This is a genomic window from Brachybacterium fresconis (assembly GCF_017876515.1).
In the GTDB taxonomy this organism is placed as follows: domain Bacteria; phylum Actinomycetota; class Actinomycetes; order Actinomycetales; family Dermabacteraceae; genus Brachybacterium; species Brachybacterium fresconis.
The window spans coordinates 3,169,929-3,186,407 of sequence record NZ_JAGIOC010000001.1 but is presented as its reverse complement, the minus strand read 5'-3'; the positions used below and the strand labels follow the sequence as shown (position 1 = coordinate 3,186,407).

The 16,479-nt window shown below is 68.5% G+C and carries 8 protein-coding genes; 2 read left to right on the top strand and 6 right to left on the bottom strand.

From position 1 onward, the window contains the following. Positions 1-12: 12 nt before the first annotated feature. The 4 genes from JOF44_RS14190 to JOF44_RS14175 all read right to left on the bottom strand — a co-directional run bounded on the left by JOF44_RS14190 (position 13) and on the right by JOF44_RS14175 (position 8,161). Positions 13-5,829, bottom strand: coding sequence for a PKD domain-containing protein (locus tag JOF44_RS14190; protein WP_245348954.1), 5,817 nt, complete (start codon positions 5,827-5,829; stop codon positions 13-15). Between the two features lie 46 nt (positions 5,830-5,875). Further along, positions 5,876-6,643, bottom strand: coding sequence for a hypothetical protein (locus JOF44_RS14185; protein WP_245348953.1), 768 nt, complete (start codon positions 6,641-6,643; stop codon positions 5,876-5,878). Between the two features lie 193 nt (positions 6,644-6,836). After that, positions 6,837-7,442: an arsenate reductase/protein-tyrosine-phosphatase family protein gene (locus JOF44_RS14180; RefSeq protein WP_209892687.1), complete on the bottom strand. Its 606-nt coding sequence runs from the start codon at positions 7,440-7,442 to the stop codon at positions 6,837-6,839. Next, positions 7,439-8,161: a CDP-alcohol phosphatidyltransferase family protein gene (locus tag JOF44_RS14175; protein WP_209892683.1), complete on the bottom strand. Its 723-nt coding sequence runs from the start codon at positions 8,159-8,161 to the stop codon at positions 7,439-7,441. The genes JOF44_RS14180 and JOF44_RS14175 overlap by 4 nt, the downstream gene beginning before the upstream one ends. A 173-nt stretch (positions 8,162-8,334) precedes the next feature. On the opposite strand from JOF44_RS14175, the gene JOF44_RS14170 reads away from it, so the two are divergent. Both JOF44_RS14170 and JOF44_RS14165 read left to right on the top strand, forming a co-directional pair. Then, positions 8,335-10,224 carry a glycosyltransferase family 2 protein gene (locus JOF44_RS14170; RefSeq protein WP_209892680.1) on the top strand — a complete coding sequence of 630 codons (1,890 nt, stop codon included), beginning with the start codon at positions 8,335-8,337 and terminating at the stop codon, positions 10,222-10,224. A 73-nt stretch (positions 10,225-10,297) separates the two neighbouring features. After that, positions 10,298-11,629, top strand: coding sequence for a phenylacetate--CoA ligase family protein (locus tag JOF44_RS14165; protein ID WP_209892677.1), 1,332 nt, complete (start codon positions 10,298-10,300; stop codon positions 11,627-11,629). Positions 11,630-11,677: 48 nt separating this feature from the next. Here JOF44_RS14165 and JOF44_RS14160 read toward each other — a convergent pair whose 3' ends face one another. Together JOF44_RS14160 and JOF44_RS14155 are read right to left on the bottom strand one after the other, a co-directional pair. Then, a complete protein-coding gene (locus JOF44_RS14160) occupies positions 11,678-12,652 on the bottom strand; it encodes a glycosyltransferase family 2 protein (protein ID WP_209892674.1) in 975 nt (324 codons plus the stop codon). Positions 12,653-12,848: 196 nt separating this feature from the next. After that, positions 12,849-16,187 (bottom strand): efflux RND transporter permease subunit, encoded by a 3,339-nt coding sequence (locus JOF44_RS14155; RefSeq protein ID WP_209892672.1) that lies wholly within the window; start codon positions 16,185-16,187, stop codon positions 12,849-12,851. Positions 16,188-16,479: the final 292 nt, after the last annotated feature.

Below are 16,479 nucleotides of genomic sequence, written 5' to 3'. Positions count from 1 at the left end.
TGCTTCGCGATCCTAGTCCTGGGGAGCCATGGTGAACTCCTCGACGGCGACTGTCGCCTTTCCACCTGCCTCGTCCCCTCGCGCGGCGGTCAGACCGACCTGCCCACTTTCCATAGGAGAGGCGATGTCGTCCGCCGTGGCGGTGAGCTGCCAGTCCGCAGGCTCGTCGTTCCCTGTCTCCCAGAGCTTCACCGCAAGGGCGGTCCCGTCTTCTCCGTCACCGGAGACGGCGAGGGTGTACGTGGTGCCCGTCTCGTACGTCATGTCCTCGATCTGCTGCTCGAGCACCTGTTCCTCGCCCTGGAACACTGTCAGCCAGATTGATCCGTCCGGCCGCATCGAGGCCGCTGCACGGTACGGAGAGTCGCCGTCCTGGCCGAGGAGAATTCCGACCTCGGTGCCTCCCGTTGCATTGACTTCCTCGACGCGGAAGGTGAGCTCGGCGGTCGCCGCGGCGACGGGTGTGCCATCGAGAAGGACATCCGCCGTGGATCCGGGAGCGAGCTCCAGCCGACCCACGCCGTCTGCGACGTTCAGGGTCGCCTCGGAGTCATCGGCCAACGACCACGTGCCTCCATGGTTCGCCTCGCCCCATCCCGACTCCGCAGTCCGGTCGAATTTGTCCTCGATGCGGGAATCTGTCGCAGGTTCCGGATCCTCGACCGGGGTCGCGTCCTCCGCCTCATTCGAGTCGTCTGCCGGTGCCTCCTCGGGGGCCTGTTGCGCATCTGCAGTGGGCTCCTCCTCGGACTTCGAGTCCTCCGGTGCCGGCACGGAATCCTCCTGGTCGGAGGCCGACTCCTCACCGGTCGTTGCCGGGTCGCCATCGGTTGGCTTCGGCTCCGGCGTGTCATCCGAAGCGCCGTCCAGGGCCTCGGCAGAGCCCGGATCCGTCGGCTCGGGGTCCGAGGCCTCGGGCGCGGTCTCCGACGCCGCGCCTGCGTTCTTCTCCTGGTCGAGATCCTCCTGAGCGGCCGAGTCCTTCGATGGCGCGGGAGCGTCCTTCTTCTCCGTGGGCGGCTCAGGAGCCTTCTCGGTCTCCGGGGACTCCACAGCCCCGGTCTTCTCGGTGTCCTCGGTGGCGGACGCCCCCGTCTTCTCCTGCGCGGTAGGGGTCTCATCCTCCGGAGCGATGGCCATTCTCTGCGCCGCCGCTGCCGTACCGGCGAGGTCCGAGAGGTGGTACTCGTCTATATGGACCGGAGCCGCGCCGGAAGCTGAGCCGGAACGGTACAGATACACCGAGGACGCTCCCGGCGTCGTCAGCGCTTGCGGGTTCGTGTCGGTGATCTCCAGCTGCCAGCCCACCGGCTCGGATGCGCCCTGCGGCCACGCCTTCACCCGGATCGTCGGGCTGGACTCACCGACCACCTCGGTCCGCAGATGGAAGGAGTCTCCACCTGTCCACTGCCCGGACATCGAGAGCGCCTCGATCACTTCGCCATTCCGCTGGATCAGCAACCACATCGACCCATCCGCTCGATGCCACGCCAGAGAGCGATACTCGCCTGCGCCATAGCGGGATGCCAGTCCGATATACAGCGATCCCGTGGATGGCCCGCCATCGAGCGTGTAGGTCATCTCCGAAGCACTGTCGGTCAACGCAGTCTCGTCCAGCACCATGTTCCGCCCGACGCCGGGAGTCAGCGCCATGGTCCCGACGCCGTCGCCGACCGATATTGCTGCAGAGCCCCATCCCGTCGAGGTCCACGCACCGCCGACATCCGCCGACCCCCAGCCGCTCGGCACAGTCCGCTCGAACGAATCAGACGCCGCGAACACCTCACTGGTCACCGACACCGACCGGGTCGTCGTGTGGGTCGCGCCATCGTCGTCGGTCACGGTGAGGGTGACTTCGTACGTACCTGCATCGCCATACTCGTGCGATGACGTCTCGCCCGTGTCTGCGGTTCCGTCTCCGTAGTCCCATTCGTAGGACATGACAGTCCCGTCGTCATCGGTGGAGGACGAACGATCCACGGACACTGCAAGGCCGGAGATCGAGGACGTGAAGGCTGCGACCGGGTCGAGATTCTCGGCGGGCTCTTCCGTGCTCGCCGAGCTCTGGACACGGTAGTCGTCGATGTGGATCGGAGCCGCGCCGGTGGCAGAGCCGGAACGGTACAGGTACACAGACGAAGCACCGGAGCCGGTCAGCGCCTCCGCGCTTGAGTCCGTGGTCTCCAGCTGCCAACCGACGGGCTCGGATGCACCCTGCGGCCACACCTTCACCCGGATCGTCGCACTCGGCCCTCCCTCCACCTCGGTCCGCAGGTGGAATGCATCCCCGGCCGCCCACTGCTCAGACACCGGGAGAGCCTCGAGCAGTTCGCCGCCTCGCTGGACCAGCAGCCACATCGAGCCGTCCGCCCGATGCCATACCAGCGAGCGATACTCACCGTCGTCGCCGTAGCGAGAGGTCAGCCCGATGTAGGAGGAGCCCGTGGACGGCCCGCCATCCAGCGTGTAGGTCATCTCCGACCCGCTGTTCGCCAACGACAGGTCGCTCAGTACCATGTTCCGGCCCACGCCAGGAGCCAGCGACACGGTCCCAGCACCGTCGCCGACCGATATCGCCGCAGTTCCCCAGCCGGTCGACGTCCACTCGCCGCCGACATCCGCCGAACCCCAACCGCTGGCCACAGTCCGCTCGAAGGAATCAGACGCCGCGAACACCTCACTGGTCACCGACACCGACTGCGTCGTCATGTCTGTGGCCCCGAGACTGTCAGTCACGGTCAGAGTGATCTCGTAGTCGCCGCTCGCAACGTAGGAGTGGGAGGTGCTCCTGCCGTCAGAAGTCGCCGTGCCGTCCCCCCAGTCCCAGGAGTAACTGAGGGACGCATCATCGGAAGCGACCGATCCCCCGGCGTCAACGTCCACCGCGAGCCCGGAGGTGGTTGAGGTGAACACTGCGGTCGGTTCGGCGTGGGTGACCGTGACCGGCGCCGTCGTCTGCGCTGTTCCGCCCTGGTCGTCGGTGACGGTCAGGGTCACGGTGTAGGCGCCGGCCGCGGCATAGGGGTGCGAGGCGACCTGCCCGGTGGAGGATTCCCCGTCCCCCCAGTCCCATTCGTAAGAGGCGATCTGCCCGTCCGGATCGGAGGATCCGGAGCCGTCGGCCGTCACTGTCAGACCCGAGAGGCTGGTCTCGATCTCTGCGCTGGGCGCCGCATTCGGTCCGGTCACGTCCACTGTGCGGGTGCTCGTCGCGCTCAGGCCGTTGCTGTCGACCACGGTGAGCGTGACGGTGAATGTGCCGGTCGTATCGTAGGTGTGCGTCGCTGTCTCGCCGGTGACTTCCGGGCTGCCGTCGCCGAAGTCCCAGCGGTACTCCTCGAGCGTGGCGCCACCGGCTGCGGAGGAACCCTCGGCGTCGACCGCGACGTCAAGACCCTCGGAGGTCGCGGCGAAGGAGGAGGTCGGAGCCCCGAAGCCCTTGCCGATGCCGTAGTGCGTGGCCACCTGGCTCGAATCGAGCGCGTGACCGTACACGGCGACCTCGTCTATCGCACCGTCGAAATAGTTCGAACTCGGGCTGTTGGGCCATCCGTTGAGGTTGTCGCCACCGATCCGCCAGTACCCCGTGTAGTTCTGGGCCGTCGTGACCGACGGATCACCCGCCACCAGAGACCCGTCGAGGAAGAGCTCCATCCCATCGGCACTCTGTGACGCGACGACATGGTGCCACTGGCCGTCGTTGTATCCCGGAACGCTCTGGATCGTCTTCGCCGAGCCCGGGTAGACGCCGAACACGATCTGGCCGGAGTCATTCATGTACACATGGCGGTCGTAGCTGCTGGAGTCACCAGAAGCCGAGCTTCCGTATCCGATCAGCTTCCCGCCCTGGGAGCTCGTGGTGCGGAACCAGAGCTCGGTGGAGAACTCCTCGGGAGCAGGGGTCGTCGAACTGCTCGCGACCCGCCCCGAGCTCGACCCGTTGAGGTCCGAGTAGCCCGTGGATGAATTCTCGATGCCGGGATCAGCTGCCGTGACCCCGTTGCCGGCCTCCGGCGGATTGGCTCCCGCCCAGTCCTGCATCGTGTCCCCGAGAGGGTAATAGAGCTGCGGGGAGTCGTCGATGACTGCTGTGACGTACTCGGAGGCGACCCCGGCGGCGACCGTGGTCGACACGGGTTCGCTGGTGACGGAGTTCCCGTCGCCATCGCGCACCACGACCGTGTACGTGGCCGACGATCCCGCCGTTGCAGCCGTGTCCTCGAGGACCACTCCCGGATGATCCCACCAGGTCGAGGGCTCGGTCACCGTGTCGACCGGCTCGCTCGTGCCGGAGCGATGCAGCTCGTAGGTGAGGTTCAGATCATCGCGGTCCCAGTTACCGGGAACGGCCACCCGCACCCGCCCGGGGACGAAGGAGTTCGCCGTGGGCTTCCAGTCCGAGCCTGAGATTCTCGGCCCCTCCTTCGCCCCCTGCGGCGGGTTCGTCGAGAACCGTACGATCCCTTCGAAGCGCTGGTTGTTCACGCCGACGAACTCTCCCGCGATGGAGATGGTGTCGCCGACGCCGGTGATGGACAGGCCTGCCTGGCCCAGACCGGACGTCGTCCCGACATAGAAGTCGGGGTACCACGCGTAGGCGGAGGGTCCAGGCGTCCCGAACCAGTCCTGGTACGTTCCTCCCGCATGGGGGTTGTGCCCGAGCAGTCCGCGGGCGTCGGTGGTGTATGCCTCGACGTACCGGTAGTCCCGGGGGCTCTGCTCGGGGTGCAACCCCATGGTCGAGCAGGCATGGGTGTGGCTCGTCGTGTAGACGGTCTCTCCGGTGGAGTAGACGCCGTAGTGGTCACCGAGGCAGTCTGCGATCCAGCGCACCTCGCCGGTATCGGCCTCCGCGGCGAAGGTTCCCTCGAGGTTGCCCGTGGCGAGGTTGGCGAAGACCCACCCGGTCCCATAGACGGCATCATCATCGGTCGCGAGGGCGAAGATACCCGCCTTCCCGCGGTTGTTCCCCGAACCCAGCCCGTTCTTCACGGTCTGCGTCAGCGCCCACTCGCCATCGACCGCTCCCGTCAGTTCATCGATCGCAGCTGCGCCTCGCATCGACGTATCCCCGTTCACCTGCGAGAAGCGTCCGCCGAGAATGATCTTCTCGCCCCCGGGGTCGGCGACCATGGCATCGACCTGCCGGTCCGTCTGCGGGGCCCACGGCATAAGGGCGCCATTGCTGGCGTTGAAAGCGGCGGCATTCTGCCGCGGGACCCCGTTCGCCTGGGTGAAGAGGCCTCCTGCATAAACCATCGAGCCCTCTGCGACGAGCGCGTAGACGCCGGACCCCCCGATGGCCGGCTGGAACCCCGGCACCAGCTGGCCGGTGGTCGCGTCCAGGGCTGCGATGCCGTACCGAGTCTGTCCGTTCACAGAGGTGAACGATCCGCCGATGTATACCCGACTACCGTCGGGCGACGCTGCGACGGCCTTGATGACCCCGTTGACCTGCGGCGCGAATGGCAACAGATCTCCGGTGTTGATGTCATATGCGAGGACGTTCGAGCGCGGCGTGAGCTGAGTCCCAGGATCCGCCAACGGTGCCCGAGCATTGTCGAAGTCGCCGACGGCGTACACGGTCGAGCCGATCGTCTCCTGGGCCCACACGTACCCGTTGTCGATCTGGACCGTCGGGAGCGGATCAGCGGTGACGACGTCCTCGGTGCGCTGCAGCAGTGGTGGCGGTGATGGCTGGTCTGCAGCATCCGCCATCGTGTTGAACGACAGGGCGAACGCCACCGTCATCCCACCGCCGAGCAGCGTCAGCGACACCAGCAGCCCGAAGACCCGCCGCATCGCGTCACGTCGAGGTGAAGTATTCATCGTCTGCCCCTGTCGGAAGTACCTGAAGAGTGGGACTGCAAGCTGGTCATGAAGTTGTGCCGGTGAACGTGGCCACCGGTTCGCCCGCGGAATAGTTCACGCGCACCGACACGGACCGTTCGTCCGCAGGGTCGAGCATGAACACGTAGGTGCCTTCAGCCGTGGTGCCCGCGGGCACCTCGCCCTGCAGCGGATCATTCGGCGAGGCCCAGGTGGGCACGCCCATCTCCCCGTCTTCGGCGGCGAGGGAGACGACGGCGGACCCGACCGGCTGAGGTGAGTCCGATTCGTTGGTGACGCGTACGCCGACGACGACAGCCGGCCCCGAGTACTCCCCGGGCGTTTCGGCGGTGAGCGTGGTCGTCGTGATCGAGGTGAGCGAAACGACCACCTCGGTCGGCAGGGCAACGTCCTCCCCGACCTGACCGTTCACCTCGGGAAGCGCTGGTGCGGCGGTCGGGCCTTCGGCGGTCACGTCGTCGGGCGCCTGCCAGTCGTCGGTGGCATTGATGTCCTGGTCGGTCGCGTCCTCGTCCTCACCATTGGCGTCCCCCTCTTCGTCGGGGCCGCCTGCATCATCAGGAGCTCCGTCCTCGTCCTCAGGCGCTCCCGTCGCTGTGCCGTCATCAGAGGTCGGCTCGTCGCTCTCCGGCGCGGACGGCGTGGACGGCGTGGACGGCGTGGACGATCCTGACGGTGGTGGCTGCTCGCCCTCAGGAGTGGTCGGAGCTCCTTGCTCGGGCGGTTCAGGCGTACATCCGGCGACCGCGAGACAGAGGAGGAGCCCGGCAGCAGCGGCGAGCGCGGAAGTCATCGGGCGCGGCGACCCATCGGCCCAGCGTCCTCCGGACGAGTTGACCATCCCGTGCCCCTGACTTCCACGACGTCATATGCCGCCTCATCGCGGCCGAGCCGCGAGGTCGCGACTCGCCGCCATCGTAGACTCACCACAAACTTCGTGCAACGGGCAATTCGGTCACGCGGTTGTGATTGCTGCGCTCCCGCGGTCATGCGAGGCGGCCACCCAGCTGCCGCACGACGGCAGTGGTCGCCCCGAGGACCTCGGTAAGGGCTGCCCGATGCACCCATCGCCCCTGCCCATGCCCGTCCGCGATATCCGACCCGTCCGCACGCCGGGGGCGCCACCAGCGCCGATGTGATTCCGGGACCGCTCCCCGGACAACTCGCGCGCGGTCCAGGTGTGTGGCGTACCGCGCGACCGTGCCGACGTGCCGAGGTTGCGACGCCGAGTCGAACTCTTCCCCCAGATGTACTGCCTCGCGGAGCGTGTACGTGCGACCACGCACCTCCGGCGCAGCAAGGACCACGTCCGCCCGGACATCCCGGGACGAGACCAGGATCAGCTCCGCCTGCTCCAGCAGTTCGGCATCCGCACGGCGCGAACGATGCGCCGTCGACGCCGCGCCCCACGCTTCGTCGTCATGCCACGACGTCACCAGCGGACAGATCCTCGCGCCATCCTGAGCGAGCGTGCCGGCACTCGCCGCATGAATCCCAGGGACGCCCTCGAGTCCGCGCCGCAGGAGCAGCTCCGCCAGCGGTGATCGACAGACGTTCGCGGCGCAGACGACGAGGATCAGTTCGGAACTCATCTCTCCGCCTCGAGCGCGCCCATCTCCCGAAACCACTTCACGGCGGCGAGCGCCAGGAACCCGGCTCCCGCGACCATGAGGAGTCCATAGCCGACCAGGAAGGCCGGTGTCCACCCCCACAGCACGAAAACGAGGCAGACCAGGCCGAAGTCCGTGGGTACCACCAGCAGGGAGCGCAGCAGGGTTCCCCCGCCGCGCTCGTGGGTGGAGGCTGTGGCGTGCTTGCCCTTGAGCAGGTCGTTCAGGAGCATCGCGGTGAAGGTCGTCGAGGCGACGACCGCGAAGATCAGCGGGATGACCAGCACCCACGACTGCTCCGAGGGCAGCGCGCGATACAGGCCCACGAGAACGGCGATGTGCAGCGATGAGATCTTGAGCGCGTCGATGAAGTGGTCCAGCCACTCCCCCTGGGTGCTGCCGCCACCACGCAGGCGCGCGACCTGACCGTCGGCCGAGTCCCAGGCGTACCCGAGCACGAGCAGCAGCGAGATCGCCAGGCCTGTCACCACATGAATTGGAGCCAGCGCGATGAGGCCGATGGCGGCGAAGGAGTGTGCTGCACTGATCACGGAGACCTGATTGGGCGTGAGCCCCGCACCGTGAGCACCGGCAGCGAGCGCTCGCCCCAGGCGACGGTTCACGTAGACGGAATAAGCCGGAGCACCCCGGGCATGGCCCTTCTGTGCGTAAGCGAGCTGGCGGTACGACTCGGCGATCACGATGCCTCCCCGGCGAGAGAACGGCAGGGCGAGAGGCGGCCTGCTGTGGAGATACGGTTCCCACCATCCTGTCATGTCCGACATCTGGTGTAAATCGGACAATTGATTCATGATGGGTACCTGTAAGGGTGGATCTGCCGGCACCGTCGTCGGCACCGGAGCTGAGGAGTGTCGTGGCCGCACAGAGCACCACCGCGTACGCGGTGATCATCGTCAACTACGGAGAGCCCTCGCTGGTCGCGGGAAACATCGGAGCAGACGTCGATGCGGATGAGGGCGCCCTCGTCGTCCTGGTCGACAACTTCCATTCTTCCGACTCCCGCGAGCAGGCGGAGGCACTGTGTCTGGAGCGCGGCTGGATGTTCGTCGCCTCGGCGAACGACGGCTTCGGAGCCGGTGTCAATCGTGGGGCCGCAGCAGCTCGCGAGCAGGGGCACCGCGCATTCATCACCCTGAATCCCGATGCGGTCGCCTCGGCGGACGTGCTGCGCGAGCTCGCCCGGCATGTGACCGCTGATCCACTGGCCCTGGTCTCACCGTTCATGGACACCGGGGACGGGCACCCGCATTTCCGCGGGGCGGGCGTGCATCGACGGACGGGGCAGATGCGCTCGGGCTGGTCGGAGCACGACCACGACCAGGAGTGGGGGAACTGGCTCAGCGGCGCCTGCCTGGCCTTCAGCGCTCGGGCTCTCGATCTGCTGGGTGGGTTCAGCGAGGACTTCTTCCTCTACTGGGAGGACGTCGACATCTCCCGGCGCGCTGTGGAACGAGGGATGCGTCTTGAGATCCGTCCCGACCTGCTCGTCGTGCACGACGAGGGCGGCACCCAGGACGCCGGAAGCGACCGGACGAAGTCTCCGACCTACTACTTCTACAACATCCGTAATCGGATGCTCTTCGGGCGTCGACATGTGCGCGGGAGGGACTGGGCACGCTGGGTGCTGGCCTCTCCCCGACAGTCCGCTCTGATCTGGATGCGCGGGGGCCGGAAGCAGGCGTTCACCGAGCCGAGGGGGCTGCTCGCCGCAGGGCGCGGTCTGCTCGCCGGAGCCGCCCAGCTCGTCCGGCGCCCGCCGTCCTCACCTCCCCGGCCCACACAGCACCTGCCTCCCCTGGCGGAGAGGCATCGACCCCTCTCCGGACCGTTGCGGATCACCGTGGCGATCCCGTCGTACCGACGACCGGAGCAGCTCGCCGCACTACTGGCAGCGCTCCCCGACCGCATCGCCGAGACCCAGGACGCCGTCGTCGATGTGCTCGTGATCGACAACGATCCGGACGGTTCCGCCCGGGCCGCCGTCGACGGGACGCCCTTGGACCTGCGGTACGTCCGTGAGAAGTCCCCGGGTATCTCCGCCGTTCGCAACCGCGCCTTGGACGAGGGTCGTCACAGCGATCTCCTGGCCTTCCTCGACGACGACGAGATCCCCCTCGCCGGATGGCTCACCTCGCTGATCGAGGTGTGGCGAGAACATCGCACCAGCGCCGTCGCGGGCCGGGTCATCTCCGTCTTCTATGAGGACACCGATCCGTGGGTGATCGCCTCGGGCACGTTCCGTCGGCCGCAGCGACCAACCGGGACGTTTCTCCTGACCGCAGCCGCTGGGAACCTCATGCTCGACATGCACCAGATCCAACAGCTCGGCGTCCGCTTCGAGGAGTCGCTCGGGCTCAGCGGCGGGGAGGACACGCTGTTCACCAGGCAGCTCGTCGAACTGGGCGGCACCATCGTGTGGTGCAACGAGTCCGCGGCCGAGGACTATGTCGTCTCCTCCCGCCTCACGCGCGAATGGGCTACGCAGCGCGCCTTCAGCGCCGGCAACGGCTTGGTGCACGTGAACCTCCGCCTCGCCCCGAGTCCCACACGCCGCCTCGCGCTGCGAGGCCGGTACCTCGTCGGCGGGACTGCCCGGATCACGGCCGGCTTTGCACGCCACCGCTACGGACGCGCCCGGCAGCACCTGAGGCACGACGCCCGTGGGATGCGGACCTTTCATCGCGGGCGCGGGATGCTCGCGGGGGCCCGCGGCCATCTCTACGAGGAATACGCACGCTCCTGACACCGCTCGGTGCCGGGGTTCTCCAGTGCGTTCGCCCCAGCGATCGCGCACCAGGCCGAAGAAGAGTCCACCTATGAGCTTGAAGGCAACGATCTTCACTGCGAAGGCTTCCACCATCAATGCCGACGCCGGCCGGTTCCATCGCCACCTGCTGGAGAACCAACAACTGACGCCCGAAGCACTGGGCACGCTGCAGTCCCGACTCGCCCAGGACATCGTGCGCACCGCGATGCGCGACTCGACGTTCTACCGCCGTACGTACGGTGAGCTGGGGATCGATCCTGTCGCGCTCGCCGACTCCGGAGCCTGGGCGGAGATCCCGATTCTGGACCGCATGACGATCAAGGAGCACAGCGACGAGTTCCCCACCGCGGAAGCCACGGAACGGACGGCCCGCACGGCCGTGACCGGGGGGAGCACCGGAGAACCCCTGCGCACGATGCACGATGCCCGGGTCCCTGCTCTCGCGCTCGCCTGGCGCATGTACGGATGGTGGGGCGTACAGCCGTACGACAACCTCGCGCGTATCGGCCGCTGGAACTTCGGCCGCATGGCGACCCTGAAGAATGACGTGTCCTGGTGGCCCAGTCGTCAGGTCTACCTCGATGCCGGTCTCCTCACCGACGACACCATGACCACATTCCACCGATCCATGACACGGATCCGACCCCCGCTGCTCGAGGGTTACATCGGCGCTCTGCTCGAGTTCGCCGACTTCCTGGAGCGGCGGGGATTGCGCGTACCCGAACCGCTCGCGATCGCCTCCACGGCGGCGCCGCTGACCGAGTCTGCACGAACACGCCTGGAGAACGCGTTCGGAGCGCCGGTGCACGATGAGTACCGCAGCTCGGAGATCGGGTGGATGGCGGGCGAGTGCGCACGCCGAGACGGCTTGCACGTCTTCGCCGATGTGCGTCGGATCGAGGTCGTCGACGCTGACGGCCGACCCGCCGCCCCCGGTGAGCTCGGGGACCTGGTCATCACCGACCTGCGCAACCGCGTCTTCCCGATGATCCGGTACCGCACCGGCGACCGCGGGATCCTGCGCGCCGGTCCATGCCCGTGCGGCCTCTCCCTGCCGTTGATGGAACCGCCGCAGGGGCGCACGAACGATATTCTGCATCTTCCCAGCGGCACTGCGCTGGCCCATCGGCTCACGGCGATGTTCGGCACGCATCCCGAGGCAGTGCGTCTCTTCCAGGTCCACCAGCAGGCCGACTACTCCCTGACGGTGCGGGTCGTGGAGGGAGAGGAGCCCGGGGCGCGCCGACACATCGAGACGGCCGTCAGCGAACTGCGGGAGCGCATCCGTGACGAGGTCCCCGTCCGCATCGAGTACGTCGAATCCCTGCCCTACACCGGCGGGAAGACGAAGTACATCATCAGCGACGTCCCGACGAGCTGAACCGGGGCGTCCGACCAGGCCACTCTCGCGGGCACTGGTTCCATGCCGTCAGCGACGCCTTGCCCTCGCAGCCCGCGCGTACGGCGACGAGACGATCCCGAGGCACCCTCCGAGAGCCCCCAGCCCGCTGGCGACCCGGCTCTCGCCCTGAGCTCGTCGACGCAGGTCCCCGGTGACCCGACCGACGACCGCGAGCGCCGAGCCCTTGAGGAGCTGGCCGGCCCCGATCACCACCCATCGCGCTCCGTTGGTCGCTCGAGCGCGACGCGACGTGGCGAGGTTCTGCTCGACGCGCACATGCGTGGCGGCCTGGGCCCGCCGCCGCGCAAGGTTGAAGCTGCGGGTGTTGCGCGCGCGGGGCACCAGATCGTCCACGACCGCCTCGGCGCAGTAGACGATCCGACCTCCCGCGGCGGTCAGCTGGCCGGTGAACAGGGAGTCCTCTCCCCCGGTCAGCCCGAAGCGCTCGTCGAACCGCAGTCCGAGCTCGCGCACCCGTTCCATGTCCAGCAGGAGGTTGTTCGTCGCGGCCCGGCGCAGCACGGTCCCCGTGGTCACTCCCTCGCGGCGCTGGCCGAGGTAGTACTCGCCGGCGGCGACCCAGGGATCCTCCCCTCCTTCGAACACGGCGTGCACGGGTCCGCTCACCGCGTCGGCGTCGTGCTCGACATAGGTGCTCAGCAGGTGCACGAGCCATCCGGGGTGCGGGGTCTCGTCGTCGTCGAGGAGGACGAGCACGTCGGCGTCGCGTGCCTCGTCCAGGAGGCGATTGCGTGCGCTGCTGATCCCCGGACGCGGCTCGGGGGCGTAACGGATCCGCGGGTCACCCACGGACTCCGCTGTGTCCCGGGCGCTCTCCTCCGGGTCGTTGTCGACGACGACCACCCGATACTGCGAGGGCAGTTCCGTGGCCACCCCGGCCTGCTCGATCTGCGCGAGGACCTCCGGCAGGAGCGCGGCCAGCAGCTCCGGCCGGCGGAAGGTCGCCATCCCCACCACGACGCTCGTCGGTGACCGCATCATCGCCTCCCTCGCCGCCGAACGGACCGGTGGTCCGCGGGCGGCTCCGCCCGGTGGACACGTGTGCGTGAAGCCTATGGTGCGCCCGGGCCAGCGGCAACGTGCGCCCATCCCCCAGGCAACGTGCGCCCGCCCCGCCGGCGAGACGCCGCCGCCCTGGTCTCCGGGCGGCGGCGTCAGCGCTGTCAGCGAAGGGCGGTCAGCGCCGCCGGCGCTCGCGCAGGATCCGCAGCAGTCCGCCGCGCTCCTTGAGCGACTGGCGCGAACCCCGCCGGCCACCGCTGGTGGCCGCTCCGTCGCCCGGCACGGGCTCGGACGGCGCTGCGGGCTGCTCGCGCTCCTGTTCGGCCCGGTGCGCGGCGCGCTGCTGGGCGAGCGCCTTCTCGCGGGCATCGCGCCGCTCGGCCTCGCGGGCCTCGGTCTTCAGCCGGCGCCGCTCCCCCGGGCCCTCGGCGATGCGGTAGAGCACCGGCACGATGAGCAGGGTCAGCAGGGTCGAGGAGACCAGGCCGCCGATGACGACCACGGCGAGCGGCTGGGCGATGAACCCGCCGCTGCCGGTCAGGCCCAGCGCCATCGGGACCAGCGCGAAGATGGTCGCAGCGGCGGTCATCAGGATCGGGCGCAGACGCTTGGCGGCACCGGCGTGGATCGCCTCGTCGAGCCCCATTCCGCGCCGTCGATACTGATTGACCAGGTCGATCAGCACGATCGCGTTGGTGACCACGATGCCCACCAGCATCAGCAGGCCGATCATCGAGGGCAGGCCCAGCGGGACCCCGGTGACGATCAGCAGCCCCAGCGCGCCGGTCGCGGCGAAGGGGATGGAGACCAGCAGGATCAGCGGCTGGATGAGGGACTTGAAGATCCACACCAGCAGCACGTACACCAGCAGGATCGCGGCGAGCATGGCGATGCCGAGCTGACCGAAGGTCTCGTCGATGTCCGCCGCGGTGCCGCCCACGGTCGCCTCGACGCCCTCGGGCAGGTCCGCATCCTCGATCGCCGCGTTCGCGGCATCCGTTGCGGGGCCGACGTCATCGCCCTCGGGAGTGATCGAGACCGTCACCGTCTCCAGCCCGTCCTGGGTGGAGATCGAGGGGCGCGAGGCCTCCTCCTCGATGGAGGCGACGTCGGTCAGCGCGATCCCGCCGGCCAGCTGGATGTCCTGCAGCTGGTCGAAGGTCTCGATGCTCTCGCCCTGTTCGACGTAGATGTCGAGCTCGGTGTCCTCGAGGGTGACCGAGCCGATCGCGCCGGGGTACATCTGCCCGGCGACCATGCCGATCACGGCCTCCTCGGTCAGCCCCAGCTGCGCGGCGGCCTCCCGGTCGACGGTCACGACCGCCGTGGGCTCCTCGGCCTGCAGGTCGCTGGTGACCTCGGCGGCGCCGTCGGGCAGCGGGTCGAGCTCGGCGAGGATCGCGTCGTTCGCCTGCTGGCGGGCGTCGGCGGTGGGGCCGGTGACCAGGATGTCCACGGAGCTGGATCCGGTGGGCGAGGCGACGGCGGCCGCCTCGATCGTCCCGGATTCCGGCAGCTCCTCCAGGGTGGAGACCATCTCGTCGGACAGGGCCTCCTGGTCCGCGTCGGGGTCGGTGGTGATCGAGTAGCTGACCTCGTTCTCACCGCCGCCGCCCATGCCGAACTGGCCGCCGCCGATGGTGGTCTGCACGGTCTCGACGCCGTCGAGGTCCATCAGCGCCTGCTCGGACTCCTCGGCCTTGTCCTCGGACTGCTCCAGGCTGGTGCCGGCCGGCAGTGACTGCGTGAGCGAGGCGATGTTCTGGCCGGTATCACCGAGGAAGTTGACGTTCACCAGCGGGTACAGGAAGGCGGTGCCGACCAGGATGAGGAACGAGACGGCCACCGTGATCAGGCGCCGCGGCCGGGAGTCGGTGACCAGGCGCAGCAGCGGGGCGTAGATGAGGTGGAGCCAGGTGCGCTCCTCCTTCGCCTCGGAGCGCTCGCGGATCTGCGCGACCTGCGCGGCATCGTCGGGGTCCACGTCCCCCTGCCCCTTCGGGGGGCGCAGGAACCAGTACGCGAGCACCGGGACGATGGTCAGCGCCACCAGCAGGGAGCTGAGCATCGCGATGCCGACGGTCAGGGCGAAGGGCCGGAACAGCTCCCCGGCCATGCCGGAGACGATCGCGATCGGCAGGAACACCACCACGGTGGCGAGCGTCGAGGCGGTGATCGCGCCGGCGACCTCGCCGACGGCGTCGAGGATGGCGCGCATCCTCGCCTTGCCGTACGCGAGGTGCCGCACGATGTTCTCGATCACCACGATCGAGTCGTCGACCACGCGGCCGATGGAGATCGTCAGCGCCGCCAGGGTCAGCATGTTCAGCGTGTACCCGGTGACCAGCATGCCGATGAAGGCGATCAGCAGCGAGGTGGGGATCGAGATCGCGGTGACGACCGTCGGCCGCACGCGGCGCAGGAACAGCAGGATCACGCCGACCGCGAAGAGCAGGCCCAGCAGGCCCTCCTCGGCGAGCGCGACGATCGACTCCTGGATGAACGGCGCCTGGTCGAAGACGACGGCGCTCTCGGCGTTCCCGCCCACGCCCGGCAGGGAGTCGGCCAGGACGTCCTCGACGCCCTCGGAGATGTCCACGACGTTGCCGTCGGCGGTGGCGGTGACCATCACGACCAGCGAGTCGCGGCCGTCGGTGCGGGAGATGGAGGTGGGGTCCTGGGTGGTGCGCTCGACGGTGGCGACCTCGGAGAGGGCGACCGGCTGCGGTGCCTGCTGACCCTGTTGACCCTGCTGGCCTTCCTCGGAGCCGCCCTCGGGCATCAGCATGATGCCCTTCAGGGACTCGATGCTGTCGATCTTCTCGCCGAGGACCACGTCGAGCGTGCGGTCGCCGTCGGTGACGGAACCGCCGGGCAGGGACAGCCCGTTGGCGTCCAGGGCGGTGGAGATGTCGTTCTCGGTGAGGCCGTTCTCGGCGAGCTTCTGCTCATCGGGAGTGATCTGGATGATTTCCTCGGGGGCGCCGATCACGGCGACGGAGGAGACGCCCTCGACGCGCTCGAGCTCGGGCGTGACGGCCTCGTCCAGGCGGGAGCCGAGCTCGGAGGGATCCAAGTCGGAGGAGACGGACAGCACCACGGCCGGCAGGTCGCTGGTGCCGCCGGCGATGACCTGCGGGTCCGCGTTCTCGGGCAGCTGGTCCTCGATGCGGGTCAGCGCCGCGTCGACCTGGTTGGCCGAGCGGGCGGTGTCGGTGCCGTACTCCAGCTCGATCGTGACCATCGAGACCCCGGCCTGCGAGCTCGAGGAGGTGCCCTCGACGTTCTCCAGACCGCTGAGGGACTGCTCGATCGGTCGGGTCAGCCGGTCCTGGACCTGTTCGGAGGAGGAGCCCGGCGCGGAGGTCATCACCTGGATCTGCGGCAGCGAGACCGAGGGGATGAGCTCCTGGCGCATCGTGGTCATCGCGAAGGCGCCGATGATCGACACCGCGATGCAGACCAGTGCGATGAAGGACCTGTTGTTCAGGCTCAGGCGGGCGAGGCGGTTCATCCTGCTCCTCGGGAGATGCTGATGACGGGGTGGTCGACACGGCGACATCCCGCGTCCGAGGGCTCGTCGTCGGACCCTGGAAGGAACTGTTCCATACGGACCTGTATCGAGGTATCCGACCTCCGTAGGAGAAGTGCACGCCCCAGGGTGAGGTGGCCGACACCGGGACCGCTCCGCCGTCGCGGGCGCTTGGCGGAGGCGCCGCGGGTGCGCCGTCGGAGAGCTGCGACGGCGCAGCGGTCGGGTAGCGCATTGTGCCGGGGCGCACGTGCCCGCTCGGGCGAGGTGCTCG